Here is a 26,703-nt window from a genome sequence, read left to right on the forward strand (position 1 = left end):
GGATCCCTGTGACAAGCACAGGGATGAGGTAAAAAAAGCGTCCGCCAAACCTTAGCCTACTCCCATTTAACGCGACTGCTGGAGCGGTTTTCCACAGGCAAACTATTCCAATAAATCAGCGTCTTGTGCTCAGGCTAAGTAATTCTTGCCTCGGAGGCGCGAATAAAAATCCACCGTTTTAATCGATTGTGTTTGCGCGCTCCTGTGCTTTGAACCATACTCCCGCTGCACGTTTTATGAAGGAGCATTACAAACCGTTACCGCTGACAGAATTGGCCATTTCGCGTTTCCGGCCTAACCACTCGGAGGAGACCCTAATGACGAATTTCCTGCCCGCCCTTTATGAAGGGCATGCCCCAATCACGCTGCAGACCCTCTTCCGGGATGCGCTCGAAGCCTATGACGATTGGGACGAAGACATGCCCGAACCGATCGTTGCCTTTGAAGGCAAGGTGGTGCCGATCAGCGCCGTTTTCGATTGGATGAGACCCTGCACTGACATCATGCCCGCCAACATGCTCGGCATCGTCACCGACCGGCTGACGAAGCCCTGGAGCGGTTCCGGCCCGCTCGACGAGATGACCATCTCGACCGCTGCTCGCGTCATGTCCGTCCTCGTCAAGCGACGCGTCAGACGTTTCGGCCGTGGTTCGATCGAGGCCTTTGCCGACCGTTTCAACCAGCCCCTGCGCCCCGGCCAGCAGGGTTGAACCGTACCTTCGAAGCAGCGTTGCCGACGGGCGGCGCTGCTTCGAAGGCAGCCCCTCCCGTCTTGTCGAGGCCGCCGCTTTACACAAGATATTGGTAGCGCTACCATTTCCACCGGACGCCCCCGGGAGGAGCCTGTCTGGCGTCACTGGACTCGCGTATCGACAAGTCGTGCCGGATCGGCCTCTGAAGCACTTGGTAACGGGCGACCGAAACCGAAAAGCTTCGCAGTGTTCTGGAGCAATTCGACTGCCTTCGTTCAACGGTCACTGCTCCAGCCCGCAGACATGTCTGCGGCAAAATCGATGGCGGCGCCCGATCGATGCCCTGTCCCGCATGTTAACGGGAGGGAATTCGATGACCACATCATACGTCAGCGGCATTCTCATGGCCGCTGCATTCTCACTTCTATCGACCACCGCCGCCGCAGAACCCGAAATCGTCAGCGGCCCCGCGGCCGAACCGGATTGTTTCGCGCCATGGGCGGCCGAAACTAAATTCTTCAAGTTCCCGAAGAAGGACGGTCCCTATCGGATCGCGCTTGCCAACGGCTTCATCGCCAATACCTGGCGCATCCAGATGATCCAGACGGCCAAGGCCTATGCCGCGCAGGCCGACGTTGCCGCCAAGCTCAAGGAATTCAAGGTCGTCTCGACCGGCGAGGACGTGCCGGCGCAGATTTCGGCGATCAACAACTTCATCGATTCCGGCTATGACGCGATCATCGTCAATGCCCAGAACCCGACTGCCTTCGGCCCGGTCATCAAGCGTGCCAAGGAAGCCGGCATCGTCCTCGTCGCCTTCGACAACATTCTCGATACCGAGGATGCGATCAACGTCAATGTCGACCAGAAGGGTCTTGGCGTGCTCTGGGCAAATTGGCTCGCCAAGCATCTTCCGGAAGGCGGCAAGATCCTCGAGGTGCGTGGCGTCGCCGGCACGTCCGTCGACACCGACCGCCACAACGGCATTCATGAAACCTTTGCGGCGACCGGCAAGAAATGGGACGTCGTCGAGGTGATCGGCAAGTGGGACGACCCGACCGCCCAGAAGGCGACGGCGGACGCGATCGCCGTGCACAAGAAGTTCGACGGCATCACCGCGCAGGGCGGCGATACCGGCGTGGTGCAGGCGATGATCGATGCCGGACATCCCTTCGTGCCCTTCGGCGGCGAGACGGAGAACGGCTTCCGCAAGTTCTGCGCCAAGCATGCCGGCGAGGGTCTGAAGTGCTCGTCGGCGGGCACCGGTCCGGCCCAGGTCGCTGTCGCCATCAAGACCGCGATCGCGGCGCTCGAGGGCCAAGTGGTGCCGCAATCGATCAAGCTGCCGCTGGCGATCGTCGAGGATCCGAACTTCAAGGAAGGCCAGGACTTCTATCCTGATCAGTCCGACAATTTCTTCGTCGGCAACGCCTTCCCGACCTGCGGCATCAACTTCACGGCTCAGGAGATCATGGGGCAGACCAAGGAGAACCAGTAGGCTCTTCCTCCAGCACCGAAAATGCCGCGCGCCTCGCGTGCGCGGCATGCCCGTAACGAACCCTAATCCGAGGCGCCTGATGACCGCAGCCGAGACTCCGCCGCCGCTCTTCCAAATGGAAGGTGTATCGAAGCGCTACGGCGGTGTCCGCGCATTGGAGAAGGCCCGGCTCGAGGTGGTGCCAGGCCGAATCCATGCGATCCTCGGCGAGAACGGCGCCGGCAAGTCGACGCTCATCAAGATCATGGCCGGCGTGGTCGCACAGGACGAAGGACGTCTCTTGCTCGACGGCCGGGAGGTGGCCTTTCGATCGCCCGCCGAAGCCGCGGCGGCCGGCATTGCCTGTGTCTTCCAGGAACTGTCGCTGATCCCGGACTTGAGCGTCGCCGACAATATCGCCCTTGCCAATCCTCCCCGCCGTTTCGGTATGATCGACCGGCGTGCGCAACGGAAGCTCGCGGAGGAAGCGCTCGCCCGGGCCGGAGCCGAGGACATCCACCCGCGTGCGGCGGTGAAGGATTTGCCGTTGTCGCGCCGGCAGATGGTCGAGATCGCCAAGGCGCTCGCCTCCGGGCCGCGCGCGCTGATCCTCGACGAGGCGACCTCGGCGCTGACCGCCGGCGACGTCGCCAAGGTCTTTGCGGTGCTGAAACGGCTGCGGGACGAAGGTCTGGCGCTGCTCTACATCTCGCACCGCATGCACGAGATCGCCGAACTCGCCGATACCTGCACAGTTTTCCGCAATGGCCGCAATGTCGCGAGCTTTGCAGCGGGCAGCCGCAGCAATAGCGAGATCGTCGAGATGATGATCGGGCGCGAATACAGCAACGTCTTTCCGCCGCGCCAGGCGTCGGCGAGGCTGGCAAGTGCGCCCGTGCTCGAATGCCGTGACCTTGGCTGGAGCGATCGGCTGCGCGAAATCTCCTTTTCGGTGGGCGAGGGAGAGGTCGTCGGCCTCGGGGGGCTCGAGGGCCAGGGCCAACGGCTGCTTCTCCTGGCGCTCTTCGGGGTACTGCGCGGCACGACCGGCTCGGTGCTCGTCGACGGATCGCCGGTGGCAATCAGCGGACCGGCGGCGGCGCGAAAACCGCCGCTCTCCATGGCGCTTATCCCGGAGGATCGCAAGACGGAAGGCTTGATGCTGCCGATGACGGTCCGCGAGAACCTGTCCTTCGCGGCCCTCGACCGCATTGCCCGCGGCGGAGTTATCGATCGGACGAAGGAGGAGCAGTCGATCGACGACATGGTGCGGCTGCTGGAAATCAAGACCGCCGGCCTTGACGTGCCCGTCGGAACGCTTTCGGGCGGTAACCAGCAAAAGGTTGTGATCGCCAAATGGCTGATGCGTCAACCCCGGATCATATTGCTCAACGATCCGACGCGCGGCATCGACGTCGGCACCAAACAGGAGCTTTACCAATTGCTGCGGCGGCTGGCAGAAGCCGGTGCGGCGATCGTCTTCTATTCGACCGACTATGACGAGTTGATCGGCTGCTGCGACCGGGTCCTGGTTCTCTATGACGGCCGCGTCGTCCGCGAGCTCGAAGGCGACGCGATCAGCGAACGGGCCTTGATCGCCAGCGCCCTCAACGTCGAGGCGGGGCAGAAGGGAACGGCCGCATGAGAGAATGGCGCTACTGGCTGAACGAGCAGCGCGGCACACTGACGGGGCTCGCCATCTTTCTGGTGATGTTCGCCGTCTATGTCGCCAACCACCCGGCCGGCTTCACCGCCAATGTCGTGCACACGGCCGCCAACAAGGGCGTGCTACTCGCCTTCGTCGCCATGGCGCAGGCGCTGGTGGTGATCACCGCCGGGATCGACCTGTCGGTCGGCATGGTCCTGGTGCTCACCAACTGCCTCGCCTCCTGGATCGTCGTCGGCGGCGCCATGCCGACGAGCCTTGGCGTGGCGGCCGTGCTGGCGACCGGAATGCTCTGCGGGACGATCAACGGCCTACTGGTCATTTACGGCCGCCTGCAGCCGATCGTTGCGACGATCGCGACGGGTGCCGTCTATTTCGGCCTGGCACTGCTGCTCCGGCCCTTCCCCGGCGGCTCCGTCAACGAGGATCTCGCCGACGCGCTCACCGGCCGGCTCTTCGGCGTCGTTCCGTCTAGTCTCGTCGCGCTCGCGGCAGTCGTCCTGCTCGTCTGGCTGCCGTTCCGACGGTCGGTCGCCGGGCGGGCCGCCTATGCGGCGGGTTCTTCCGAGCCGGCCGCCTTCATGTCGGGCGTGCCGATCCGGCGCGGCAAGTTCGCGGCCTATCTGCTCGGCGGACTGCTCGCCGGAATGGGCGGCCTGTTCCTGACCTTTTTCACCTATACCGGCGAGGCAGCCTATGCGAGCGGCAGCGCCTATACGCTCTGGTCGATCGCCGCCGTCGTGCTCGGCGGCGTGTCGCTCTATGGAGGCCGCGGCAGCGCCGTCGGGGCGATCTTCGGCGCATTTGCCGCGCGCACCACCGGCGACATGCTGTTTGCCTTCGATGTCGATCCGCTCTGGCAGCCGCTTCTCCAGGGTATTGTCCTGATGGTCGCCGTCAGCCTCGGCTCGCTGGCGCTGCTGCGTGTGCGAAACCGTCTGGACTGGTTCCAATGAGCGAGACGTCCGAAAGCCGCTTGTCCGTCAAGGCGCGCCTGCCGGGCTTCCTTCGCCGTGTGGACCCGGCCGTCCTCACCGCTTTCGGCTGCATTCTGCTGCTGCTTCTTCTCGGCAGCCTCTATTCAAGCAATTTCCTGTCGCCCGATTACCTGCTGCAGCAGCTCAAGGTCGCGTCGTTCCTCGGGGTGGTGGCCGCCGGAATGATGATCGTCATCCTGCTCGGCCACATCGATCTTTCGGTGCCCTGGGTGATGACGACGGGCGCGATGATGGCTTGCGCCGCGGCCGGATTCGGAAATGCAGGCGCCTCCGTCGCCATCCCGGTGGGGGTCCTCTCCGGCATGGCCTTCGGCCTCCTGAACGGCATCGGCGTCGCCTATCTACGCATTCCTTCGATGATCGTGACGCTTGCCTCGAATGTCGTGGCTCAGGGGCTGATGGTCGTCTATACCGGCGGCTTCTCGCCGCAGGATTCAGCGTCGAACGCCATCCGCTGGCTGGCGACAGGCGCACTCGTGCCGGGCGTCCCGAATGCCATCGTGGTCTGGATCGCCGTCAGCGCGGCGATGGTGTTCCTGCTGACCCGCACGGCCTTCGGCCGCGCCGTCTACGGCATCGGCAACAGCGAGCGGGCCGCCTTCCTCTCCGGCGTCGGCACGCGGCGCGTCGTCATGATCGCCTTCGTCGTCTCCGGCGGCTTGAGCGCCTTCGGCGGGGTGCTGCTTGCCGGCTATGCCTCGAAGGCGGCGCAGGCGATGGGCGACGCCTACCTGCTGCCGTCGATCGCCGCGGTGGTGCTCGGCGGCACGTCGATCCTCGGTGGCCGCGGCTCGTATGTCGGCACGGTCGCCGGCGTCATCCTGATTACGCTGCTCCAGTCCATCCTCTCGGTCATGCAGATGCCGGAAGCCGGTCGCCAGATCGTCTACGGCATCGTCATCATCGTGATGCTGCTGCTTTACGGTCGCGCGCCGCCGAGCCGCTGAGGCCCGGATTTCCTGGGCCTGCCTGTCCCCGAGCCGCCCGCCCAGTGCTTCAATCCGCTGTCATGAAAGCGCGATAGTCGGAGCCGATGGTGACCTTGCAACAGATAGCCTTTCACGCCGGCTGCTCGCTGGCGACGGTGTCGCGCGTCCTGAAGGGTGACGGGCCGGTCAGCGACGAAATGGTGCGCCGCGTCCGCCGTGCCGCCGCCGAGCTCGGCTACAGACCGCCGCCAGGAGGCGGCGGCGCGCGCAACAGGCCGGTTGTCGGCGTGCTGGTCCCGAGCGTCACCAATCCCGTCTTCGCCGCCTCGCTTGCCGGGATCCAGCATCGCCTGCAGGCGGCCGGGCACGGTGTCCTGATCGCTCAATCGAACTACGATCCCGCGTCTGAAGCGCGGGCGGTCGCGGCGCTGCTGGAGCAGCGGCCGACAGGCCTGATCCTGACGCTTTGCAATGCCGGGACCAGCGAGGCGCTTTCGGCCGCGCTGCCGCCGACGATTCTGCTCAACAATCGCCCCGTTCCCCGCTTCCCTGCCGCCGTGACCGTCGACAATTACCGCGCCGGCTGCGAGATCACCCGCCATATTCTCGCCCACCGGCATCGCCGCATCCTATTCGTTTCCGGCCATTTCGCCTCCTCGGACCGCGCGCGCCTGCGTTACGAGGGCCATTGTGCGGCAATGAAGGAGGCCGGCCATACGCCGCTTCCCGCGATGGAGATTCCCTTCGTCGACGGCTACGAAAATCTGGATCTTTCCGGCGTCGCGGAAGTGCACCGGCCGACGGCGATCATCGCCTCCAACGACCTCTTGGCCGTGGGCGTCATTGCGGCCCTGCGGCGCGAAGGGCTGTCGGTGCCGACCGATGTCTCGGTCGCCGGCTTCGACGGGATCGCCATCGGTCGCCTGATGAACCCGCCGCTGACGACCATGGCCATGCCGGATGGTGACATGGGCGTCGCGGCCGCGGCCTTGTTGCTCGACATCGCCGAAAACGCCCAGCAATGCCGGCACCTCTGCCTCGACCATAGGCTCTATCCGGGCGGAACAGTGCGGATGGTGAGTGAGGAGAGATGATGCACTTGCGCGTGCGGGAGGAGGTGATTGCCGCTCACCTTCTCCCCGCGTCGCGGGGAGAAGGTTAGGGCAGGCGAATGAGAGGCAAATTGCCCTTATCGGCCCCATCAGCTCCGCGGCAGCAGGCTCTCCACTTCAGCCGCCGCATCGTCCAGCGCTTCCTCAGGCGTTGCCGACTGTTCGACGACGCGCGACAGGTTCTCGACGATCGTCTGGGTAACCTTGACGCCGTTCGTGCCCGGGAAGGCATACCAGGGGATCATCCGCGGCATCTGTTCGAGGCCGGCGCGGAACAGCGGGTTTTCCTTGTAGAAGTTGGCAAGGTAGTCCGGCGACTTCGCGGCGAGCTCGTTGTTCGGCACGTATCCGGTGCCCGGAACGACGACAGAGGCGCCATAGGGGCCGGCGGCGAACTTGGCGAATTTCCAGGCGGCCTCCTGCTTCTCCGCGTCGCGGGTCAGAATGACGACGGCGTTGCCGCCGGTCGGCAGCTTGCCGTTCACCGGGTCGATCAGCGGGATCGCCGCCGTGCGCAGGTCGAACTTGCCGCCGACATTCTTGATGGTGTTGCGGAGTGCCCCGGTCGTCTGGAAGGCGACGCCGACCTTGCCGGCGACGAAAGCTTGTTCACCAGCCTGTTTGGTGAGCACCGGCAGGCCGCCTTCCTTGACCATGCGGTCGAGCACCTCGATCGCCTTCTGCCCTTCCGGACCGTTGAAGGCGACCGTCGCCTCATCCTCGGCGAGCATCCGTCCGCCGGCGCCGAAGAGCAGCGCGGAGAACATCCAGTCGTCGCCCTGCCAGCGGAAATCGATGCCTTCGACGCCGTCGCCGAGCGCCTTGATCTTGCCGCCGAGCGCGATCACCTCGTCCCAGGTCTTCGGCGGGTTCTCCGGGTCGCCGCCGGCTTTGCGGACGAGATCGGCGTTGTAGTACATGATCGGGTTGGAGGTGGCGAAGGCGAGGCCGACCTGCTTGCCGTTAACCTGGGCGAGCTTCAGGATGTTCTCCGAGAAACCCTGCTCGGCCATGTTGCCGTCCTTCGCGATGAACGGGCCGAGGTCGACCGGGATGTCGCGCTCGTTGACCATCCGCAGGCGGTTGAGGCCGATGAAGGTGACGTCGGGCATCTCGGCCGTGCCCGCCTGGCGCATGATCGTCTGGATGCCTTCCTCGTACGTTGCGGAAGGATTGGCGAAGGTGATCCTGATCTCCGGATTTTCCTCCATGAACTTCTTCGAGATCGTGTCCATCACGTCCTTGAAGAAGCCGGGCATCGGATAATGCACCGTCAACACCGTTTCGGCTTCGGCCGGAACGGCAAAGGTCATCGACACCGCCGCGGCGGCGAGAAGTTGCCTGAAATGTTTCATGACGCTCTCCTGGTTTAACCGGTCAGCCCTTGAGACCGGTCATGGTGATGCCCTCGACGAAGCGCTTCTGTGCAATCAGGAAGGCGGCGACGAGGGGAAGGGTGATGATCAGCGTGGCGGCCATCAGTGCGCCGTAGTCGTCGCCGGCTTCGGCGGCGCGGAAGTAGAGAAGGCCGAGCGGCGGGGTGGCGTATTCCTGGTTAGTGACGACCACCAGCGGCCAGAACAGGTCGTTCCAGTGGGCGACCACCGAAAAGATCGCGAAGGCGGTGATCGCCGGCCAGGCATTCGGCACGACGACGCGCGCGACGATGCCCGTCTCCGACATGCCGTCGAGGCGCGCCGCGTGGATCAGGTCGTCGGGAAGCGCCCGGAAGAATTGCAGGAACAGGAAGATCGCGAAGACCGAGATCGAGAAGGGTGCGACGAGCGCCATGTAGCTGTTGAGCACGGAAAGCCGGTCGAAGGCGACATAGAGCGGCAGCGCGGTCGCGTGGATCGGCACCAGCAGCCCCAGCATCACCAGCACCATCATCAGCCGCGCGGCGCGGAACTTGAGCTTCGCCATGGCATAGGCGCAGGGGATGGCGACGACGACCTGGACAATGAAGATCAGTGCGCAGACGACGACGCCGTTCCAAAGCAGCGTCGGCATCGAGACGCGCGACAGCGCCTTGGTGAAGTTCTCGACATAGGACCATTGCTCAGGGATCAGCGCGAGCGAGGAGGAAAAGATTTCGCTCTGTGCCTTGCCCGCGGTGGAGATCATGAAGAGGTAGGGCGCGAGAAAGATCAGTGCGCCGAGCGACAGGAGGCTGAGCCGCAGGACGCGGCCGAGAGAAAGGCGGGTCATGCGTAATGGACCTTCCTATCGACGATGCGGTACTGGAGGAACATCAGGACGACGAGGATCGCGAGGAAGACGACGGTCATCGCCGAGGCATAGCCGACCCGGAGATAGACGAAGCCCTCCTGGTAGATCGTGAAGAGCAGCACTTCGGAGGCCTTGTTCGGCCCGCCTTCGGTGAGCGTCTTCACCGTCTCGAACACCTTGACGGAATTGATGATGCTGATCGTCGTGACGAAGAGCGTCGTCGGTCCGAGCATCGGCCAGGTGACGAGCCGGAAGCGGTCCAGCCAGGACCTGGCGCCATCCACCTCGGCCGCCGCATAGAGCTCGCGCGGAATTGCCGTGAGTCCGGCGAGGAACAGCACCATGTTGAAGCCGACCGACTGCCAGATGCCGATGATCGCAAGCCCGTAGAGTACGGTGCCGGAGGCGCCGAGCCAATTCGGGCCGGCAATGCCGAAGGAAGCGAGGAAGGTGTTGATCGGCCCGATAGTCGGGTGAAACAGGAACTGCCAGACCGTTGCCATGGCGACCAGAAGCGAGGCGACGGGCAGGAAATAGACCGTGCGGAAAAAGGCTTTGGCTCGCGTCTCGGCTTCGATCAAAAGCGCGATCGCGAGTGCCAGCGCGATCGAGACCGGCGTTACGACCGCCGTGTAGACCGCAGTGTTCCAGAGCGAACGGCGAAAGGTCCTGTCGCCGATCAGTTCGGCGTAATTCGCGAAGCCGACGAAGCGGAAGCCGCCATAGCCGAGCTCGAAATCGGTGAATCCGAGAACGATAACCGCAAGCGTCGGGAGCAGGATGAACAGGAACAGCAGCACGATCGCCGGCGTGGCGAGCAGCCAGGCGACCCGTCCTTCGCGCCAGTCGGCAAGGGCAATCGGCCTGTCGATCGTGACGCTAGCCATGGGCCTTCTCCAGCATCGAGGCTACGGCGATCGTTTGCGCCCGCAGCCGCTCTCCGGTCGTCGCAAAGAGCATCACGCGATCGGGCTCGATCTCGACGGATACCGGCAGACCTTCCGAGAGCGTCGCGGCCTCAACTGGGGCGACCTTGGCGACGATCGCTTCTCCGATCGCGTCGAGCCTTGCATGGACGATGACCTCGGAGCCCAGGAATTCGGTGCGCTCGACCCGGGCCTTGAGGATGCCGTCCGTTCTCGGGCTCAGGCGGACGAACTCAGGCCGCACGCCGATCAGGACCGGGGTCTCGCTCGGTGGCGTATTTTGCGCAGCGAGCGTCAGGGCGCCGAAGCGCACACTGCCGGACGCATCCATCCGCGTCTCCAAGACGTTGATGCGCGGTTGGCCGAGGAAGCGCGCGACCTCGATATGGGCCGGATCGTCGTAGATCTCCTGCGGCGGTGCGAGCTGCAGCAGCGTGCCGCCGATCATCACCGCGACGCGGTCGGCCATCGACAGCGCCTCGGACTGGTCGTGCGTGACGTAGAGCGTCGGCACGCTGGCGCGGCGGTGCAATTCGACGATCTCGCCGCGGGCGTGGACGCGCAGGTTCGCGTCGAGATTGGAGAGCGGCTCGTCCATCAGGAAGACGCTCGGATGGCGGACCATGGCACGGGCGAGCGCGACGCGCTGGCGCTGTCCGCCCGACATCTGGCCCGGCTTGCGGTCGAGCAGATGGTCAATCCTGAGCGACGTCGCCATTTCCCGGACCTGCCGCTGGATATCGGCGCGGATCTGCCGTTGCCCGGGAAGGAGGTTGCCGATGAACGGAAAGCGTTGGGCGGCCGTCAGGCGCCGCATGGCGAGCGGCACGGCGATGTTCTGCCCGGCAGTCAGATGCGGATAAAGCGCGTAGGACTGGAACACCATGGCGACGTTGCGATCGGCGGCAGCGACCGACGAGACCTCGCGGCCGCCGATGACGATGTCGCCGCCATCAGCATTGTCCAATCCCGCGACGATGCGGAGCAACGTGCTCTTGCCGCAGCCGGATGGGCCGACGAGTGCGATGAACTCGCCCTCGTCGGCCTCCAGGCTGACGCCCTTGAGGATCGCGTTGCCGGCAAAGGATTTGGTGATGGTGCGAAGCGACAGCACGCTCATTGCGCCGCCTCCGCAAGCTTCCTGGCGTGGCGAGGGTAAATCTCCTCGATCACGGGATCGATGACGTAACGGGTCAGTCCGGGGATTGCGACGATTTCGCTGTCGATGCTTCCTTCGAGGTGATGGAGGACTGCGCCGACGAGCCGCTCGCCCGGCATTTCGCGCTCCAGCGTGTCGACGATGAAGGAGGTCGGCGGCGCCCAGAGGAGGTCGGTGCCCGCATGCTGGCCCCGCCAGGCCCAGTGCAGGTGACCGCTTGCATGAAGTGCGACGTCGTTCTCCGCCATCAGTTCGTAGAGACGCTGGCGCTGCTGCGGCTTGACGCTCCAGTAGCCCGTGTCGCCCTCCAAGGGTTCGTCGACGAAGAGCGGCTTGTGCGCGAAGATCGCGACCCGGCGATCGGCTCGCGTGGCCAGCGTCTGCTCCAGCCATTGGAACTGCCGCTCCTCTTCCTCGTCCCCGTAGCCAAGAAGCAGGCTGTTGAGGCCGATCAGCCGCCAATTGCCGTGATCGGACACCCAGTAGTCGGGCCCGACGAGCCTTCGCCAGCGGTCGAGCCGCGCGGCATCGACCGGCTGGTCAGAACCGGGCAGGTGGCCGACATCGTGATTGCCGGGGACGATCAATACCGGCACCGACAGCTTTCGCATCAGCTCCATCGAGAAGACGATGTCTTCCTCCTGGTCTGCACCGTCGATGGTGAGGTCGCCCGTGTGAACGACGAGGTCGGCGCCGACCGTTTCGATCCAGCGGGCAACAGGTTCCCAATTGTCGTTGAAATGGGTCTTGGAGGGGCTGAGATGGGTGTCGCTGATCTGGACGATCTTCATGGGATTGGCCTCCGGCACCGGATTGCAGATGCGCCGTGCCGGAGGTAGTCCGTCCCGCTCAGCGCCGCGTGGCGCACTCATTAGGCGGCTGCCATGTCAGTTTGGTAACAGGCCTTCTCAGTTGTTTTTCAGTTTCTCCATGAAAGCTTCAATCTTCGGCCGAAGGCGGCCGGAAGCTCTGGAGAATTCATGTCGCTGACGTGCGGTGATATCATCCGGGCGCATTCAAACGGTGGCTGACCCACTTCAGGAGACTGCCATGACCCGCATCGTCGATCTCCGCGTCTTCGACCTGCGCTTTCCGACCTCGCAAAGCCTTGATGGGTCGGACGCGATGAATCCGGACCCTGACTATTCGGCCGCCTATGTCATCCTCGACACGGACCAGCCGGGGCTTGCCGGCCACGGCCTCACCTTCACCATCGGCCGCGGCAACGACATCTGCTGCATGGCGATCAGGGCCATGCGCCACCTTGTCATTGGCCAGGATATCGAGACCATTCGCAGCCAGCCGGGCCGCTTCTGGCGGCATCTGACCGGTGACAGCCAGTTGCGCTGGATCGGGCCGGAGAAGGGCGCGATCCATCTAGCGACCGGAGCGATCGTCAATGCCCTATGGGACCTGATCGCCAAGCAGGCCGGCAAGCCGGTCTGGCGGCTCGTCGCCGAGATGTCGTCGGAAGAGATCGCCGACATCGTCGACTACCGCTACCTGACGGACGTGCTGACGCGCGAGGAAGCGATCGACATCCTCAGGCGCGCAGAACCCGGCAAGGTAGAGCGCATCTCGACACTCGAGCGCGAGGGCTATCCCTGCTACACGACGTCCGCCGGCTGGCTCGGCTACGACGATGCGAAGCTCCGGCGGCTGGCGCAGGAGGCGGTCGACCAGGGTTTCAACCATGTCAAGATGAAGGTCGGGCGCGACCGCGCCGACGACATCCGCCGGCTGACCATCGCCCGCGAGGTTCTCGGTCCCGATCGTTACCTGATGATCGATGCCAACCAGGTCTGGGAGGTCAAGGAGGCGATTGATTGGGTGAAGGCGCTCGCCTTCGCCAAACCCTTCTTCATCGAGGAACCGACCAGCCCCGACGATGTCGCCGGCCACCGCAAGATCCGCGAGGCGATCGCGCCAATCAAAGTGGCGACCGGCGAAATGTGCCAGAACCGCATTCTCTTCAAGCAATTCATTGCCGAGGGCGCGATCGACATCGTGCAGGTCGACGCCTGCCGGCTCGGCGGCCTGAACGAGGTTCTTTCCGTGCTGCTGATGGCGGCGAAGTATCAGTTGCCTGTCTGGCCGCATGCCGGCGGCGTGGGCCTTTGCGAATATGTGCAGCATCTATCGATGATCGACTATGCCGCCGTCTCCGGCACCAAAGACGGCCGGGTGATCGAATATGTCGACCACCTGCACGAGCATTTCATCGATCCCTGCGTCATCAAGAATGCCGCCTATATGACGCCCGAACGGCCGGGCTTCTCGATCGAGATGAAGCCGCAATCGATCGATGCGTATACCTACCGCGCCCACTGAGTGCGTCCTTAGATCGGGACCGAACTGAGACGCGCGGCGCTATAGCGGCGGCAGAAGTGGGGTTGACGCGAATCAGAGGATGAATCATTTCTGTAACGGATCAGACCGCATATTCCGTATTTCAGCGTAGTTCAGCGATTGCTCTGTTAGGAAATGCGGCTGGCGCATATGTGCGGCCGGCAGGGGAATTATTTGTTCGCTTGCCGCGATTGCGCAAGGCACGAGGGGATTTCGACGATGGACATGACGGTATCGGCCGTGGACGCCGCAAGCGCAATCGACAAGGCGGCGACCGCCGCGGCCGGGTCCCGCAGGCCCGCCGACGAGGCGATCGCGGCCGATGCGCGGGCGCTTTCCGAACAGCTGAAGGCGATGCGCGACCGGCTGTTCGCGCCGACGGCAATGAAGACGCTCCGGAGCTTCACCTCCGGCGAGGCCGCCAAGCTGATCGGCGTTTCCGACGGCTATCTCCGGCAATTGTCGCTCGCCGGCGAGGGGCCGCAGCCCGATACCGGCATTGGCGGGCGTCGCTCCTACTCGCTCTCCGACATCAATGCGCTGCGCCGGCATCTCGCCGAACAGGCGCTCGCCAAGGGCAATGCCGCCAAGGCGCGCGGCTATGTGAACTGGCGCGACGAAACGCGCGGCGAGCATCTGCAGGTGATCTCCGTCACCAATTTCAAGGGCGGCTCCGGCAAGACGACCTCGTCGGTCCATCTGGCGCAATACCTCGCTTTGACCGGCCACCGGGTGTTGGCGGTCGACCTCGACCCGCAGGCCTCGCTTTCGGCGCTGTTCGGCTATCAGCCGGAGCTCGATCTCACCGGCAACGACACGCTCTATGGCGCGATCCGCTACGACGCCGAGGCGCGGCCGCTGAAGGAGATCATCCGCAAGACCTATTTCGACGGGCTCGACCTGGTGCCGGGCAATCTCGAACTGCAGGAATTCGAGCACACGACGCCGCAGGCGCTGAGCGCGCGGCAGAACGGCGCCGATGCCGGGCCGCTGTTCTTCGCCCGCGTGCAGGCGGCGCTCGCCAGCGTCGCCGACGACTACGACGTCGTCGTCATCGACTGCCCCCCGCAGCTCGGCTATCTGACGCTTTCGGCGCTCTGCGCCTCCACATCCGTCATCGTCACCGTGCATCCGCAGATGCTCGACGTCGCCTCGATGAACCAGTTCCTCTACATGACCTCGGATCTGCTCAGCGTCGTGCGGGAGGCGGGCGGGGAGCTCAATTTCGATTTCCTGCGCTATCTCGTCACCCGCTTCGAGCCGAATGACGGGCCGCAGGCACAGATCGTCGGCTTCATGCGCTCGCTCTTCGGCGAGCGGGTGCTGACCTCGGCGATGGTGAAATCGACGGCGATCTCGGATGCGGGCCTGACGAAGCAGACGCTCTACGAGGTCGGCCGCGAGAACTTCACCCGCGCCACCTATGACCGGGCGATTGAATCGCTGAACGCCGTCAATGGCGAGATCGAGGCCCTCATCCACGCGGCTTGGGGGCGCTAGATCATGGCTGGCAACAACCGGAAGAACGAATTGCGGGCGCTGTTCATGGGCGGTACGCCCGCTGCTACGCCGCAGGCCGCGACCGAGCAGACGCCGACCGGGGCGGGTGAGTTGACACCTGTCAACACCCAGCCCACCGCCCCGCGCGCCGCGTCCGGCGCCGTCAAGGCTATGGGCCTTTCGCTCGGCAGCATCACCCGCGAGGCGGAAGAGGCGCGGGTGCTCCGCGAAGCGCTGACCCAGGGCGAGCGCATCGTGGCGCTCGATCCGGCCCTCGTCGAGGCCTCCTTCATCGAGGACCGGCTGACCGACGGCGAGGTCGATGATCCGGATTTCCTCGCTCTCGTCGAGAGCATCCGCGAGAACGGCCAGCAATCGCCGATCCTCGTGCGTCCGCATCCGGAAAAACAGGGGCACTACCAGACCGCCTACGGCCACCGTCGCCTGAAGGCCGTGCGCCGGCTCAAACTGCAGGTAAAGGCGATCGTCCGGCCGCTGACGGATGACGAGTTGGTGCTGGCCCAGGGCAAGGAAAATGCCGAGCGGCGCAACCTCTCCTTCATCGAGCGCGCGCTTTTCGCCGCCGCCCTCGCCGCCCGCGGCTTCGACCGCAAGGTGATCGGCGACGCGCTTGCCGTGCAGAAGAGCGAACTGTCGCGCCTGCTGCAGGTGGCCGACAGCGTGCCGCACGAACTCGCCCGCGCCATCGGCCCGGCCCCCAAGGCCGGCCGCGAGCGCTGGATGTCGATCGGCACGTTGCTGGAACGGGGCGAGGCAAGGGAACTCGCCGACGCGGAGATAGGTTCGCCACGCTTCCGTTCGGTCGATACCGACCAGCGCTTCCAGCTCGTCTTTAACTGCCTGTCTGAGAGCGACAAGCCGGAGCCGGAAAAGCCGGAGGAACTGAAGGACGAGGCAGGCCGGGTTTTCGCGCGGCTTAGGCTTGATGGGAAAGCGCCGAAGATCGAGTTTCTTCCGGGCACCCATCCGGCTTTCCTCAGGGAGGCTGTGTCGATGCTGGCGAAATGGCATGCGAGCTTTGTGAAGAACCAGAACTCGTAGCGAAGAGGGTGGCCATGCCCCTCACCCTAGCCCTCTCCCCGCATGCGGGGCGAGGGAACACGGTCGCGGCAGCGGGATGGTGGCAAATCCGGGAGATAGCCGCTCGGCCATTCACCTACTCGTAATCCACCCACAATCCGCCGGCATCGGCCGAGCGGATGCAGTTCTCCACCCAGCGCACGCCCTCCAGGCCAGCGTCAACTCCGGGGAACACCAGATCCTCGATGCCCTCGGGCGCCAGCCCGCGGTTGCCGTTGATCGCCAGCGCGAAGCGCCGGTAGAGATTGGCCCAGGCCTCGAACAGGCCCTCCGGGTGGCCGCCGCCGATGCGGTCGTCGAGGCGGGCTTGCGGGTAGAGATAGTCCATGCCGCGTTCGAGGATGCGGACCGGCTCGCCCTGGATCTCGTAGGAAAGCTGGTTGGGGCGCTCGTCCCACCATTCGATGCTCGCCTTCGAGCCGACGATCCGGACCTTCTGGCCATGCATCGAGCCGGCATTGACGGCACTCGACCAGACATTGGCGATGGCGCCGTTGTCGTATTCCATCAGGGTCACCGCATTGTCCTCGAGCGGAGCGCGGCTTTTGACGAAACTCTGGCGGACGCACATCAGCCGCCTGATCTTCAGGTGCGGCAGGACCACTTCGGAAATATAGAGCGGATGCGTGCCGACATCGCCGAGCACATAGCTCGGGCCGGCGAATTTCGGATCGACCCGCCAGCGGGTCGACGGGTTCTGTTCCTCGACGGGCGCGCTGTGGAAGCCGTGGGCGAACTGCAGGTTGACGATGCGGATCTCGCCGAGGTCGCCGTTCATCACCATGGCGCGCGCCTGCTCGATCATCTGGTGGCCGGCATAGCCATAGGTGACGCCGACGATCAGCCCGCGCGCCTCGGCGAGCGCCTTGAGTTCCTTCGCTTCCTCGACGGTGAAGCAGAGCGGCTTTTCGCAGACCACATGCAGGCCATGCTCGAGCGCCGCCTTGCAGATCGAAAAATGGGTGTTGTTCGGGGTGGCGATCGACACCGCCTCGATGCCGTCGGCACGCTTCTGTTCCTCGGCAAACATCGTGCCGTAGTCTGGGTAGCTCCGGGCCTCGTCCAGTCCCAGATCGATGCCGAATGCGCGGCCGCGCTGTGGGTCGATGTCGAAGGCGCCGGCGACGAGTTCGAAGGTGTCGTCCCGGAGCGCCGCCGAGCGATGGATGTAGCCGATCTGGCTGCCGCGCCCGCCGCCGACCATGCCCCAGCGGATCGTGTTTTTCTTCTTCACTGACATTGCTTTGTTCCTGAATGCTGGTGTCGCTTTTCGCTGGTGCCCGTTTCACCCCCCTCTGCCCTCAATCGCACCTAAAATCCGACAGATCGCAGGTAATCGCGGCTTTCCTTCACGTCCGCGAGGCTGCCGGCGACGCTCAAGGGGTCGCGTTCCTGTTCGACGGTGATGAAGCCGTGATAGCCGATCTCCTCGAGGGCTTGCTTGACCGCCGGATAGTCGATGACGCCGCGGCCGATCGGGCACATCACCCCTTGGGCGCAGGCCTCGAAGAAGCGGATCCTTTCGCCAAGGACGCGGCGGAAGACCCTCTCGTCGATGTCCTTGAAGTGGACGTAATCGAGCCGATCGGCGTAGCGCTTCAGCGTCTCGACCGGGTCCATGCCGGCGTAATAGCTGTGGCCGGTGTCGATGCAGAAGCCGGCAAGCTCCGCCGGCACGTCGCTCGAGATCCGCTCGATCTCGTCGGCGAACTCGATATAGCCGCCGGCATGCGGATGGACGACGGAGCGCACGCCGTATTTGCTCCTCGCCAGTTCGGCGATCGCCTTGATGTTGGCGACCATGCCTGCCCAATCCGGATCGGAGAGCCGCGGCGCCCGGTCGGAATGGCCGGCGGCAAAATCGCGTTTGTCATGCCCCCAGTCCATGACAGTGAGATAGGGCGTCCGGAAGCGCTGGCCGGGGACCTGCTCCGGCTGCGGCAGCCGGGTGATGACGGCGCAGATCTCGTCGGTCTGACGCAACAGATTTTCGCCGTTGGCGGGCGAGACAAGATCGTCGAAGATCGTCCCGGCAACGATGAAGAGGTTGCGGTCGGCGAGCGCCGTGGCGACCTGTGCGGACTCGAGCGGCACATAGCCGTAGGGGCCGAGCTCGAGACCGCCATAGCCGGCGGCGGCCGCCTCGTCGAAGACCCGCTCCCAGGCGGGCAGATTTGGATTCTTGACGTCGTCCACGCCCCAGCAGCAGGGGGCCGTCGTAATGGTAATGGTCACGAATGTTGTCCTGATTAGGTAAGGTATGGCTTACGCTGTCTTGCCCGGCCAGTATTTGTCGACGTATTTCTGGATCTCCGCGCGCATGAAGCGGCCCGACTCGTCGGCGCGGTCCTCCCAGCCGAAGACGCAGGCGGTGACGATGCCGTCGAAGCCGACCTCGGCGAGCGAGGAGAAGAAGACGTCCCAGTTGATCTCGCCCTGATACATGTCCATGTGCTGGTGGATCGTCACCTTGGCACCGGGCGGATTGATGATGTAGCGAAGCCCCGAAGATGCCTTGTGGTTATAGGTGTCGGCGACATGGACATGGGCGATCAGCGGCCCGGCATCGCGGATCATCTTCGCCATGTCGTCGCCGAAATAGAAAGTGTGCGGGGCGCAATAGAGGAATTTGACGTTCTTCGAGCCGATTGTTCTCAGCATGTCGATCGCCGGATGCAGCGTCTCGCACCAGTCCTCCGGATGCGGCTCCATGTTGAGCGTCAGGCCTTCTTTCTCGAAGACCGGCACGAGCTCTTCCATCGAGCGCCACCAGGCCGCCTCGCTGTGCTCGTGCGTGTGCATGCCGCCGCAGCAGTTGGAGCGATGGCTGCGGTCCGGCGAGGGGCCGCGGCCGAATTCGGAGTTCATCGTGTCGCAGCCCATCTCGGTGGCGATCTCGATCGCTTCCTTCCAGTAACGCACCGCCGCCTGGCGCTCGTCCTCGTGCGGGCTCGCCCAACGATACATCGGCAGGATCGAGGCGAGTTGCACGCCGTGATCCTTCAGCGCCGACTTGAACTCGGCGATCCGCTCCTTGTGCGCGCGCGGCCGCACCCACCAGGGAAGGAAATCGTCGCGCGGCGACAGCTCGATATGGTGGTAGCCGAGCTCCGCCGCCTTGCGGCACAGTTCGTTGAGACCGAGGTGGCGATGCATATAGGGGTCGAGTGCGATCTTCATGTGTGCTCCTCCTTGATGCGCAAAGGATACCGAGCACCACCGCATCCCTCTAAATCTTCCTTGATCAAATTTGATCATTCCTGGATGCTGAACCGGAGAGAATTTCCCGGGAGCAAGCTCATTGGTGAAAGTGACCCTGAAGGATGTGGCCCGGGAGGCGCGCGTTGGCACGGCGACGGTCGAGCGCGTCGTCAACGATCGCGGCGGGGTTCGTCCGGAAACGGTCGAGCGGGTGTTCCTCGCGGTCCGAAAACTGGACTATCGGCATAAGATGCCGGAGGCGCATCGCGGGCTGATCCGGATCGAGGTTATCCTGGTTCGCCCCGAGACGAGCTTCTACTCGCGCATGAACCAGGCCTTCGAGCGGATCGCCGCCCTGCTTGACAAGAGCGTCACGGTTCACCGCACCTTCGCGCGCGAGAACGACCCGGTCGAATTCGCTCACCACATCGCCAATCCGGCGGTCCGCCGTTCGGCGCTCATCGTCGTGGCGCCGGACCACCCGGAGGTGGTGAAGAGCGTAAGGGCGGCGGCGCGCCAGGGCACGCCCGTGGTGCAGATCATGACCCGACCAGTGCCGGAGCTCCCTTATGTCGGCATCGACAATTACGCGGCGGGGCGGACTGCCGCCTATTACATGTCAAGGATGCTTGCCGAACGCTCGGGGTCCTTCGTGGCGCTCTGCCACAGCGGCGCCTACGAGAATCACAAGGAACGCATCCGCGGCTTTTCCGCCTATCTCGCCAACCACCCTGGCGACCACCTCTTCACGCAGGTGATGTTCGATTACGACGACGACTTCAACTCGATGGAGCTCCTGCGCGGGGCGCTCCGCAAGGATCCGGGGATCATCGGCCTCTACACCGCCGGCGGCGACAACCGCTCCGTCGCCGCGGTGCTGAAGGAGCATGCGTCGCGCCGCATCTTCTGGGTCGGTCACGAGCTCTCCGGACAATCGCGCGGCGCTCTTCGCGAGGGGATCATGTCGATCGTCCTCGACCAGGCGCCGGAAATCCAGGCGCGCCGCGCGATCGACCTGACATTGCGGTCGCTTGGCCTGATCAATGTCGAGGTGAGCCCCGAGCCGGTACGATTTCTGACGATCACGCCGGAGAACGTCTGACGGTTTCCGGGCGAGCCTCTGCGCAAGGGCAGCAGCGGCTTGCGCCAGTCTCGCTCATGCCCGAACCGGCTGTGGCCTTCTCCTGTTGATCAGCCGCTTGGCGAGTTTTTGCCCGGGTCTTTCAATGGCGAAGAAGGTGGTACAGGCAGCCGCATAGACCAAAGGCACAAGAATCAGGGCGACGGCGGCGAAGCGCGCGGCCGGCGAGATCGTTTCGCCGAAGGCGCCAATGAAATAGGCGGCAATCGGCTGCAGAAAGATGAGGTGCCAGAGATAGGCCCCGAACGACAGTTCCCCCAGCCAGTGGAAGAACCTGTTTCCGAGGGACGATGACACGGCACGAAGCCTCTCGCCTAGCGCCCCTCCGGCCAGGCGATCATGGAGCAGGGCGAAAAACACCCCGACAAGCGTGACCCGCATCAGGGTCTTCGTCGCCGCCACGTCGCCGCCGATCGGCAGCAGCACGAGCGCCAGGGCGGCGGCGCCGTAGAGGAAGGTCTTGGATCTCTCCGCGTCAAGGCCGAGCGCCAGCAGCATTCCGCAAAGGAAGACATGCATCTTCAACGGCAGGAAGGCGGGCATCGGGAAGTGTACCCCCGACAGACCGGCCGTCGAGACGATCGCGACGGCGATAGCGGCAGTAATGAGCGCGCCCTTCAGCCAACCGCATCTCTTCAACAGAAGCATGACGAAGGGAAAGGCCGCGTAAAACTGCATTTCGAGGCCGATGCTCCAGTCGGGCAGTGGCGTCCTGTAGGCATAATCGGGAGAGAGGCCGAACAGAAAGCTTAAATGCATCAGCCCATTCGTCAGGCCGTTGTCGAGGTAGCGCGCCGGCGACTGCGGTGCTTTGTCGAGAAAGCCGTCGATGATCATCCTCGATTCGAACAGCCAGGGACCGAGCGCAAAAGCCACGGCCAGAAGGAGATAATAAAGCGGCGCAATTCTCAGGAACCGGCGGATCCAGAAGCTCGCCCAGGTCGACGGCAGTTCCCACGGCTCTTTTGCTGCCCGCAGCTGATAGTGAAACACCATCAGGAAGCCGGAAAGTATGATGAAGAGATCGACGCCGAGATCGGGCTCCGACAGAACCGGCAGGCGCCAGCCCGTCAGCAACAGCGCATGGCCGACCATCACCCAGAGGGATGCCAGGCCTCGCAGCCCATCCAGGCAATCGATTCGGGTATTGCGGGTATCATAGTCGGCCATCAGTACACTTCGTCCTTGTTTGCAACTAAAGGTTACTGCCGCGCGCTATGTTGCGACGCACAAGGGCATGCCTAGAGGCGGACTAAGGCGATACTAAGTAAAGATGGAGGGCCCGGGCACCGAGGCGACGACGAAAAGCGCGGCGGAGCCGTGGGCCCTTCGATCAGCCGCGACCGGCCCGTGCATCCAGGCTAAATCCACCCGCACCGAATGCGGCGATCTGCAGAAAGCCGCCGGCGATCGCGATGTTCTTCATGAAGTGGATCAGCTGATTCTGATCGTCGAATTCCATGTGGAAGCCGAGCGCAGAGGCGAGCGTGAAGGCTGCCAGGAGAAATGCTGCCAACCTCGTCTGATAGCCCAGGATCAGCAGGATGCCGCCGCCGAGTTCGGCGACCAGGGCGCCGGCATAGGCGGGAATGGGAAACGGCAGGTTGGCCGCCGAAATATAGGAGATGGTGCCGGAGGGATCGGCCAGTTTTTCCACCCCCGAAACGACGAAGATGACGGCGAGGAGCAGGCGGCCAACAAAGGCAAGCGAATTCTGAAGTGAGGCGTTGTTGCTCATGTCAGTTCCTTTCCGGCAATGACGGTCGCTATTTTACACGGATGAGGAATTCGAGCTCCGGAACTTTTCGCCCTTGATGCTGTTGGGCCTTGATTGGCCCGCCTGATCCAGGGTGCCAAAACTGACGCCGGGCGGGCTTCGGAGGAAGCCATGATCCGCGCATTACCCACCCTTTTTCTTCCGCGCCGCCGCCTGTTGCAATTGGGCCTCGGAGCAACGCTCGCCTCGACCGCGGGCCTCGTTCGTGTCTCGCGCGCGGATGAACCAGCAGAACTGAAGGACGAGGATATATTCCAGTTCGCGTTGAACCTCGAATATATGGAAGCCGAGTATTACCTGCGCGGCACGACCGGCAAAGGCATTGACGACGCCGATGCGGGTGGAGATGCCGGTGCCGTGACCGGCGGCAAGCAGGTTTCGTTCGATACGCCTGCGGTCGGCGAGTTCATGAGCGAGGTGGCGGAAAACGAACTTGCTCACGTCCGGTTCTATCGCAAGACCCTTGGCGACGATGCCGTGTCGCGGCCGGCCATCGATTTTGATGCCGGTTTCGCAGCCGTCGCGAAGGCGGCGGGGCTCGGGGAGGATTTCGATCCCTTCGGCAACGAGATGAACTTCGTGCTCGGCGGCATGCTGTTCGAGGATGTCGGCGTGACCGCCTATGCCGGCGCCGCAACGGTCTTGAAGAACGAGGAGTTTCTCGCTGCCGCCGCCGGAATCCTCGCGGTCGAGGCCTACCACATGGGCATGGCCCGCTCGACGCTCTACCGGATGGGCGAGACGGCCTGGAAGGCGGCCGCCGCGGTTTCCGATGCCCGCGACAAGATCGACGGATCGGACGACAAGGACCAGGGCCTGCAATTGGAGGGCAAGGCGAACATTGTTCCTTCGACGCCCGATGCGATCGCCTTCACCCGAACGCCGCAGGAGGTGCTGCGCATCGTCTATCTCACCGATCAGGAGGGCGCCACCAAGGGTGGCTTCTATCCGAACGGCATGAATGGAACGATTACCAGCACCTGAGCGGATTCGCCGGGGCCGGCAGGGCGAAGGCTTCATCTTTCGCCTGGTCCGGCCCTCGGCGCTTTGCCACACACGACAGAAATTCTCCCGGTCTGAAACAGAAATTGAACGGCGGTTCTCTGCGCCGCGGGGTCCGTGCCGAAGGCTTGGAAATCCACGATAGAGCGGCTGGAAAGATGTGCCGGGAGAGCTCTCACAAGGGCAGGGGCATACCCTATGGCGGCGTCCCTGGAAGGGAGTTGTTAACCTTCATTTCCTATTCGCTAGGGACAGCCCTTTCGATGATGAATTTCGAGTTTCAGGCCATGCGTATTCCCCGGACAAATTTCTCGACGGCAGCCTTGCATGATGCAGATGAGGCGGATGATTTCGAGCATCCGTATCAGGGATCACCGGACGGTTCACACGCCCAGACGACCCGCGCCTCGGCGCAGGACCATCTGTTCGAGGCGCCGGATGCGCCGCGCCGGGGCGCCGGACATGAGGCGGACGAAATGGGATATGCCGGGCGCGCCGCGCGGCTTTACGGCCACGGCTCGGCCTATGCGCCGGCCCAGGTCACCGCCTCGACGCGCGATCCGCTGCCAACCCTTGCCGAGATCACCGGCCAGACCGACGGGCCGAGCTGGGAGAGCCACTTCTTCCTGTCGCCCAATGTCCGTTTTACCCGCACTCCGGAGCGCGAATTCATGAAACGCCGGGCATCGGCGGCGGACGAGAGCGGGGGAGGAGTCGAGGAAACCGGGGCGGAGGTTGCTGAACCGGATGTCGTCGCCGAAACGGCCCCTGCCGACGCGGCACCCGCTACGGTCGAACCTGAAGCGCCGGCCCATAGCCCCTCCGAACTCCTGCGGGTGCTGATGCAGCAGCTTCCCTCCTGGCGTCCCGCGCAGGGGCGCGACACAGCATTGGCAGAATCGGCTCTCGATGCGGAAGCAGTGGTGAAGGAGGAGGTTTCGGTGGCGGAAGAGCCGGAGGGAACACCGGCGCGCGCGGTTCCGGAACGGGACGCCGCCGAGTTGAACCCCGACCCCACGTCGGATTCGGCCGCCATCGTCGTCAGCAACGAGGGAAATGCCCATCTCTCCTACCTTTCCGATCACGCCTTCTTCGAATTCATGCCGCTCGAAACGGTGGCCGTATCGCAGGTCGCCGTCGAACCGGTGAAGGAACCGGCGAAAGCGCCGGTTCAGATTGCGACGGCGCCGAAGCCCGTCGCCGTGCCGCCGGTGGAAATCCGTCCGCAGCCGCCAACGGCGATCACCTCGATGTTCCGAGTGGTCGAATGCCGCCCGGCGGCGACGGCCGTCGTTGCGCCGGTTCCCGCGCCAGTTCAGATCGTCAATAGGAGTGCAGAAGAGGCCGTGACGGCCACGCCAGCGCCAGCGCCAGCGTCGGTGGAGCCCGCCGAGTCCGTCAAAGCCGAGGAGGACACGCCGGACCTGGACGTTCCGGTCACCAAGGCCGCGATCACCATGCCGGCCGTGGTACAGCGTTCCACCTCTGCCCTCCCGCCGGGCGGCCGCGGCGAACGCCAGCAGGCTGGCGACACCTACGAATTTCCGGCCAAGGAACTGCTGCAGGAGCCGCCGCAGGGCCAGGGCTTCTTTATGACGCAGGAGCAGCTCGAGCAGAATGCCGGGCTTCTCGAAAGCGTGCTGGAGGACTTCGGGGTCAAGGGCGAGATCATCCATGTCCGGCCCGGCCCGGTCGTCACGCTCTACGAATTCGAGCCGGCGCCCGGCGTCAAATCCTCGCGCGTCATCGGCCTTGCTGACGATATCGCCCGGTCGATGTCGGCGCTCTCTGCCCGCGTCGCAGTGGTGCCCGGCCGCAACGTCATCGGTATCGAGCTGCCGAATGCGACGCGCGAGACCGTCTATTTCCGCGAGCTGATCGAGTCCAATGATTTCCAGAGGACCGGCTGCAAGCTGGCGCTCTGCCTTGGCAAGACGATCGGCGGCGAGCCGGTGATCGCCGAGCTTGCCAAGATGCCGCATCTGCTCGTCGCGGGCACCACCGGCTCGGGCAAGTCGGTGGCGATCAACACGATGATCCTGTCGCTGCTCTACCGGCTGAAGCCGGAAGAGTGCCGGCTGATCATGGTCGACCCGAAGATGCTCGAACTTTCCGTCTATGATGGCATCCCGCACCTTCTGACGCCGGTCGTCACCGATCCGAAGAAGGCGGTGATGGCGCTCAAATGGGCAGTGCGCGAGATGGAGGACCGCTATCGCAAGATGTCGCGGCTCGGCGTCCGCAACATCGACGGCTATAACCAGCGCGCCGCCGCCGCCCGCGAAAAGGGAGAGCCAATCCTTGCGACGGTGCAGACCGGCTTCGAGAAGGGCACCGGCGAGCCGCTCTTCGAGCAGCAGGAGATGGACCTCACGCCGATGCCCTATATCGTCGTCATCGTCGACGAGATGGCCGACCTGATGATGGTCGCGGGCAAGGAGATCGAAGGAGCGATCCAGCGCCTCGCGCAAATGGCGCGCGCCGCCGGCATCCACCTGATCATGGCGACGCAGCGCCCGTCGGTCGACGTCATCACCGGCACGATCAAGGCAAACTTCCCGACCCGCATCTCCTTCCAGGTGACGTCGAAGATCGACAGCCGCACCATTCTCGGCGAGCAGGGCGCCGAGCAGTTGCTCGGCCAGGGCGACATGCTGCACATGGCCGGCGGCGGCCGCATTGCCCGCGTCCACGGCCCCTTCGTCTCAGACCTCGAGGTCGAGCATGTGGTGGCGCATCTGAAGACGCAGGGGCGCCCCGAATATCTGGAGACGGTGACGGCGGACGAAGAGGAAGAGGAGCCGGAAGAGGATCAGGGCGCCGTCTTCGACAAGAGCGCGATTGCCGCCGAAGACGGCAACGAACTCTACGAGCAGGCGGTGAAGGTGGTGCTGCGCGACAAGAAGTGCTCGACCTCCTACATCCAGCGCCGGCTCGGCATCGGCTATAACCGCGCCGCTTCGCTCGTCGAGCGCATGGAAAAGGACGGCCTCGTCGGCCCCGCCAACCATGTCGGCAAGCGCGAGATCATCCATGGTAATCGCGATCACGCGGCGAAGGCTGACGACGGCGAGATGGAGTGAGCGGGCGGCTCGCTTGGGCAGGCGACTGTAGAGCAGGCGCACCGCGGCGACCACCAACCCCCTCTGGCCTGCCGGCCATCTCCCCCACAAGCGGGGCGAATATGTGCGGCACGCCCATGCCCCATCAAAGGGCTCCGCCTGCATCTGCCTTCCGGTGAAGTGGGCGGTTGCCGCGAGTCCTCTCCCCCCCTTGTGGGGGAGATGGCCGGCAGGCCAGAGGAGGTCGGCGTCCCACCCGGGCTGACTTTGCGCATCATTGCGGCCAACCCATAAGCCCTGGTGAAAATATGCGCAGATGCTGATCTGACAGGCAAGCACAGCCGCGCCTGCGACGTAAGTCATTGAAATGAAGCGGCGATGA

Annotated in this window: 22 protein-coding genes; 12 read left to right on the plus strand and 10 right to left on the minus strand. The window is 64.2% G+C overall.

Annotated features, from left to right (window positions below; genetic code table 11):
• The first annotated feature begins 317 nt into the window (after positions 1 to 317).
• The 6 genes from ATC00_RS14175 to ATC00_RS14200 all read left to right on the plus strand — a co-directional run bounded on the left by ATC00_RS14175 (position 318) and on the right by ATC00_RS14200 (position 6,856).
• The gene (locus ATC00_RS14175) at positions 318 to 710 is read left to right on the plus strand and encodes a BRA0787 family protein (protein ID WP_037383675.1); all 393 of its coding nucleotides are present in this window, start codon (positions 318 to 320) and stop codon (positions 708 to 710) included.
• A 355-nt stretch (positions 711 to 1,065) separates the two neighbouring features.
• Positions 1,066 to 2,190 carry a sugar ABC transporter substrate-binding protein gene (locus tag ATC00_RS14180; protein ID WP_064253269.1) on the plus strand — a complete coding sequence of 375 codons (1,125 nt, stop codon included), beginning with the start codon at positions 1,066 to 1,068 and terminating at the stop codon, positions 2,188 to 2,190.
• Positions 2,191 to 2,269: 79 nt separating this feature from the next.
• Positions 2,270 to 3,814 carry a sugar ABC transporter ATP-binding protein gene (locus ATC00_RS14185; RefSeq protein WP_064253270.1) on the plus strand — a complete coding sequence of 515 codons (1,545 nt, stop codon included), beginning with the start codon at positions 2,270 to 2,272 and terminating at the stop codon, positions 3,812 to 3,814.
• Positions 3,811 to 4,791: an ABC transporter permease gene (locus tag ATC00_RS14190; RefSeq protein WP_064253271.1), complete on the plus strand. Its 981-nt coding sequence runs from the start codon at positions 3,811 to 3,813 to the stop codon at positions 4,789 to 4,791. Before ATC00_RS14185 ends, ATC00_RS14190 begins: the two co-directional genes overlap by 4 nt.
• Positions 4,788 to 5,780 (plus strand): ABC transporter permease, encoded by a 993-nt coding sequence (locus tag ATC00_RS14195; RefSeq protein ID WP_064253272.1) that lies wholly within the window; start codon positions 4,788 to 4,790, stop codon positions 5,778 to 5,780. Before ATC00_RS14190 ends, ATC00_RS14195 begins: the two co-directional genes overlap by 4 nt.
• Before the next feature lie 86 nt (positions 5,781 to 5,866).
• On the plus strand, positions 5,867 to 6,856 hold the full coding sequence (locus tag ATC00_RS14200; RefSeq protein ID WP_064253273.1) for a substrate-binding domain-containing protein: 990 nt from the start codon (positions 5,867 to 5,869) through the stop codon (positions 6,854 to 6,856).
• 107 nt (positions 6,857 to 6,963) lie between these two features.
• Here ATC00_RS14200 and ATC00_RS14205 read toward each other — a convergent pair whose 3' ends face one another.
• The 5 genes from ATC00_RS14205 to ATC00_RS14225 are packed head-to-tail and all read right to left on the minus strand — an operon-like array spanning position 6,964 to position 11,979.
• A complete protein-coding gene (locus ATC00_RS14205; RefSeq protein WP_064253274.1) occupies positions 6,964 to 8,229 on the minus strand; it encodes an ABC transporter substrate-binding protein in 1,266 nt (421 codons plus the stop codon).
• 22 nt (positions 8,230 to 8,251) lie between these two features.
• Positions 8,252 to 9,082, minus strand: coding sequence for a carbohydrate ABC transporter permease (locus tag ATC00_RS14210; protein ID WP_037383694.1), 831 nt, complete (start codon positions 9,080 to 9,082; stop codon positions 8,252 to 8,254).
• Entirely contained in the window at positions 9,079 to 9,990 is a 912-nt protein-coding gene (locus ATC00_RS14215; protein WP_037383696.1) for a carbohydrate ABC transporter permease, read from the minus strand. Before ATC00_RS14215 ends, ATC00_RS14210 begins: the two co-directional genes overlap by 4 nt.
• Entirely contained in the window at positions 9,983 to 11,149 is a 1,167-nt protein-coding gene (locus ATC00_RS14220; protein WP_064253275.1) for an ABC transporter ATP-binding protein, read from the minus strand. The genes ATC00_RS14215 and ATC00_RS14220 overlap by 8 nt, the downstream gene beginning before the upstream one ends.
• The gene (locus ATC00_RS14225; RefSeq protein WP_064253276.1) at positions 11,146 to 11,979 is read right to left on the minus strand and encodes a metallophosphoesterase family protein; all 834 of its coding nucleotides are present in this window, start codon (positions 11,977 to 11,979) and stop codon (positions 11,146 to 11,148) included. The genes ATC00_RS14220 and ATC00_RS14225 overlap by 4 nt, the downstream gene beginning before the upstream one ends.
• Before the next feature lie 259 nt (positions 11,980 to 12,238).
• Between ATC00_RS14225 and ATC00_RS14230 the strand changes: the two genes are divergently transcribed.
• From ATC00_RS14230 to repB, 3 genes are all read left to right on the plus strand, one after another.
• Positions 12,239 to 13,519, plus strand: coding sequence for an L-fuconate dehydratase (locus tag ATC00_RS14230; protein WP_064253277.1), 1,281 nt, complete (start codon positions 12,239 to 12,241; stop codon positions 13,517 to 13,519).
• Between the two features lie 237 nt (positions 13,520 to 13,756).
• Positions 13,757 to 15,037, plus strand: a complete 1,281-nt coding sequence (repA, locus tag ATC00_RS14235) for a plasmid partitioning protein RepA (protein ID WP_064253454.1) — start codon at positions 13,757 to 13,759, stop codon at positions 15,035 to 15,037.
• A gap of 3 nt (positions 15,038 to 15,040) precedes the next feature.
• Positions 15,041 to 16,099, plus strand: a complete 1,059-nt coding sequence (repB, locus tag ATC00_RS14240) for a plasmid partitioning protein RepB (RefSeq protein WP_064253278.1) — start codon at positions 15,041 to 15,043, stop codon at positions 16,097 to 16,099.
• A gap of 115 nt (positions 16,100 to 16,214) precedes the next feature.
• Here the strand turns inward: repB and ATC00_RS14245 are convergent, their stop codons facing one another.
• The 3 genes from ATC00_RS14245 to ATC00_RS14255 form a co-directional block, all read right to left on the minus strand.
• Positions 16,215 to 17,378 carry a Gfo/Idh/MocA family protein gene (locus tag ATC00_RS14245; protein ID WP_064253279.1) on the minus strand — a complete coding sequence of 388 codons (1,164 nt, stop codon included), beginning with the start codon at positions 17,376 to 17,378 and terminating at the stop codon, positions 16,215 to 16,217.
• Between the two features lie 71 nt (positions 17,379 to 17,449).
• Complete coding sequence (locus ATC00_RS14250) at positions 17,450 to 18,373, minus strand: TIM barrel protein (RefSeq protein ID WP_064253280.1); 924 nt, start codon at positions 18,371 to 18,373, stop codon at positions 17,450 to 17,452.
• Between the two features lie 30 nt (positions 18,374 to 18,403).
• Positions 18,404 to 19,318 carry a sugar phosphate isomerase/epimerase family protein gene (locus ATC00_RS14255; protein WP_064253281.1) on the minus strand — a complete coding sequence of 305 codons (915 nt, stop codon included), beginning with the start codon at positions 19,316 to 19,318 and terminating at the stop codon, positions 18,404 to 18,406.
• A 124-nt stretch (positions 19,319 to 19,442) separates the two neighbouring features.
• Here ATC00_RS14255 and ATC00_RS14260 point away from each other — a divergent pair, with 124 nt between their 5' ends.
• Positions 19,443 to 20,441 (plus strand): LacI family DNA-binding transcriptional regulator, encoded by a 999-nt coding sequence (locus tag ATC00_RS14260; protein WP_173827775.1) that lies wholly within the window; start codon positions 19,443 to 19,445, stop codon positions 20,439 to 20,441.
• 54 nt (positions 20,442 to 20,495) lie between these two features.
• Here the strand turns inward: ATC00_RS14260 and ATC00_RS14265 are convergent, their stop codons facing one another.
• Positions 20,496 to 21,650, minus strand: a complete 1,155-nt coding sequence (locus tag ATC00_RS14265) for an acyltransferase family protein (RefSeq protein ID WP_064253283.1) — start codon at positions 21,648 to 21,650, stop codon at positions 20,496 to 20,498.
• Positions 21,651 to 21,813: 163 nt separating this feature from the next.
• Complete coding sequence (locus ATC00_RS14270; protein WP_064253284.1) at positions 21,814 to 22,218, minus strand: DoxX family protein; 405 nt, start codon at positions 22,216 to 22,218, stop codon at positions 21,814 to 21,816.
• A gap of 150 nt (positions 22,219 to 22,368) precedes the next feature.
• Between ATC00_RS14270 and ATC00_RS14275 the strand changes: the two genes are divergently transcribed.
• Together ATC00_RS14275 and ATC00_RS14280 are read left to right on the plus strand one after the other, a co-directional pair.
• Positions 22,369 to 23,241: a ferritin-like domain-containing protein gene (locus ATC00_RS14275; protein WP_037383718.1), complete on the plus strand. Its 873-nt coding sequence runs from the start codon at positions 22,369 to 22,371 to the stop codon at positions 23,239 to 23,241.
• Between the two features lie 305 nt (positions 23,242 to 23,546).
• Positions 23,547 to 26,342, plus strand: coding sequence for a DNA translocase FtsK (locus ATC00_RS14280; RefSeq protein WP_064253455.1), 2,796 nt, complete (start codon positions 23,547 to 23,549; stop codon positions 26,340 to 26,342).
• The last annotated feature ends 361 nt before the right edge of the window (positions 26,343 to 26,703 follow it).

Origin of the sequence: Sinorhizobium americanum, from assembly GCF_001651855.1 — a bacterium.
Classification (GTDB): domain Bacteria; phylum Pseudomonadota; class Alphaproteobacteria; order Rhizobiales; family Rhizobiaceae; genus Sinorhizobium; species Sinorhizobium americanum.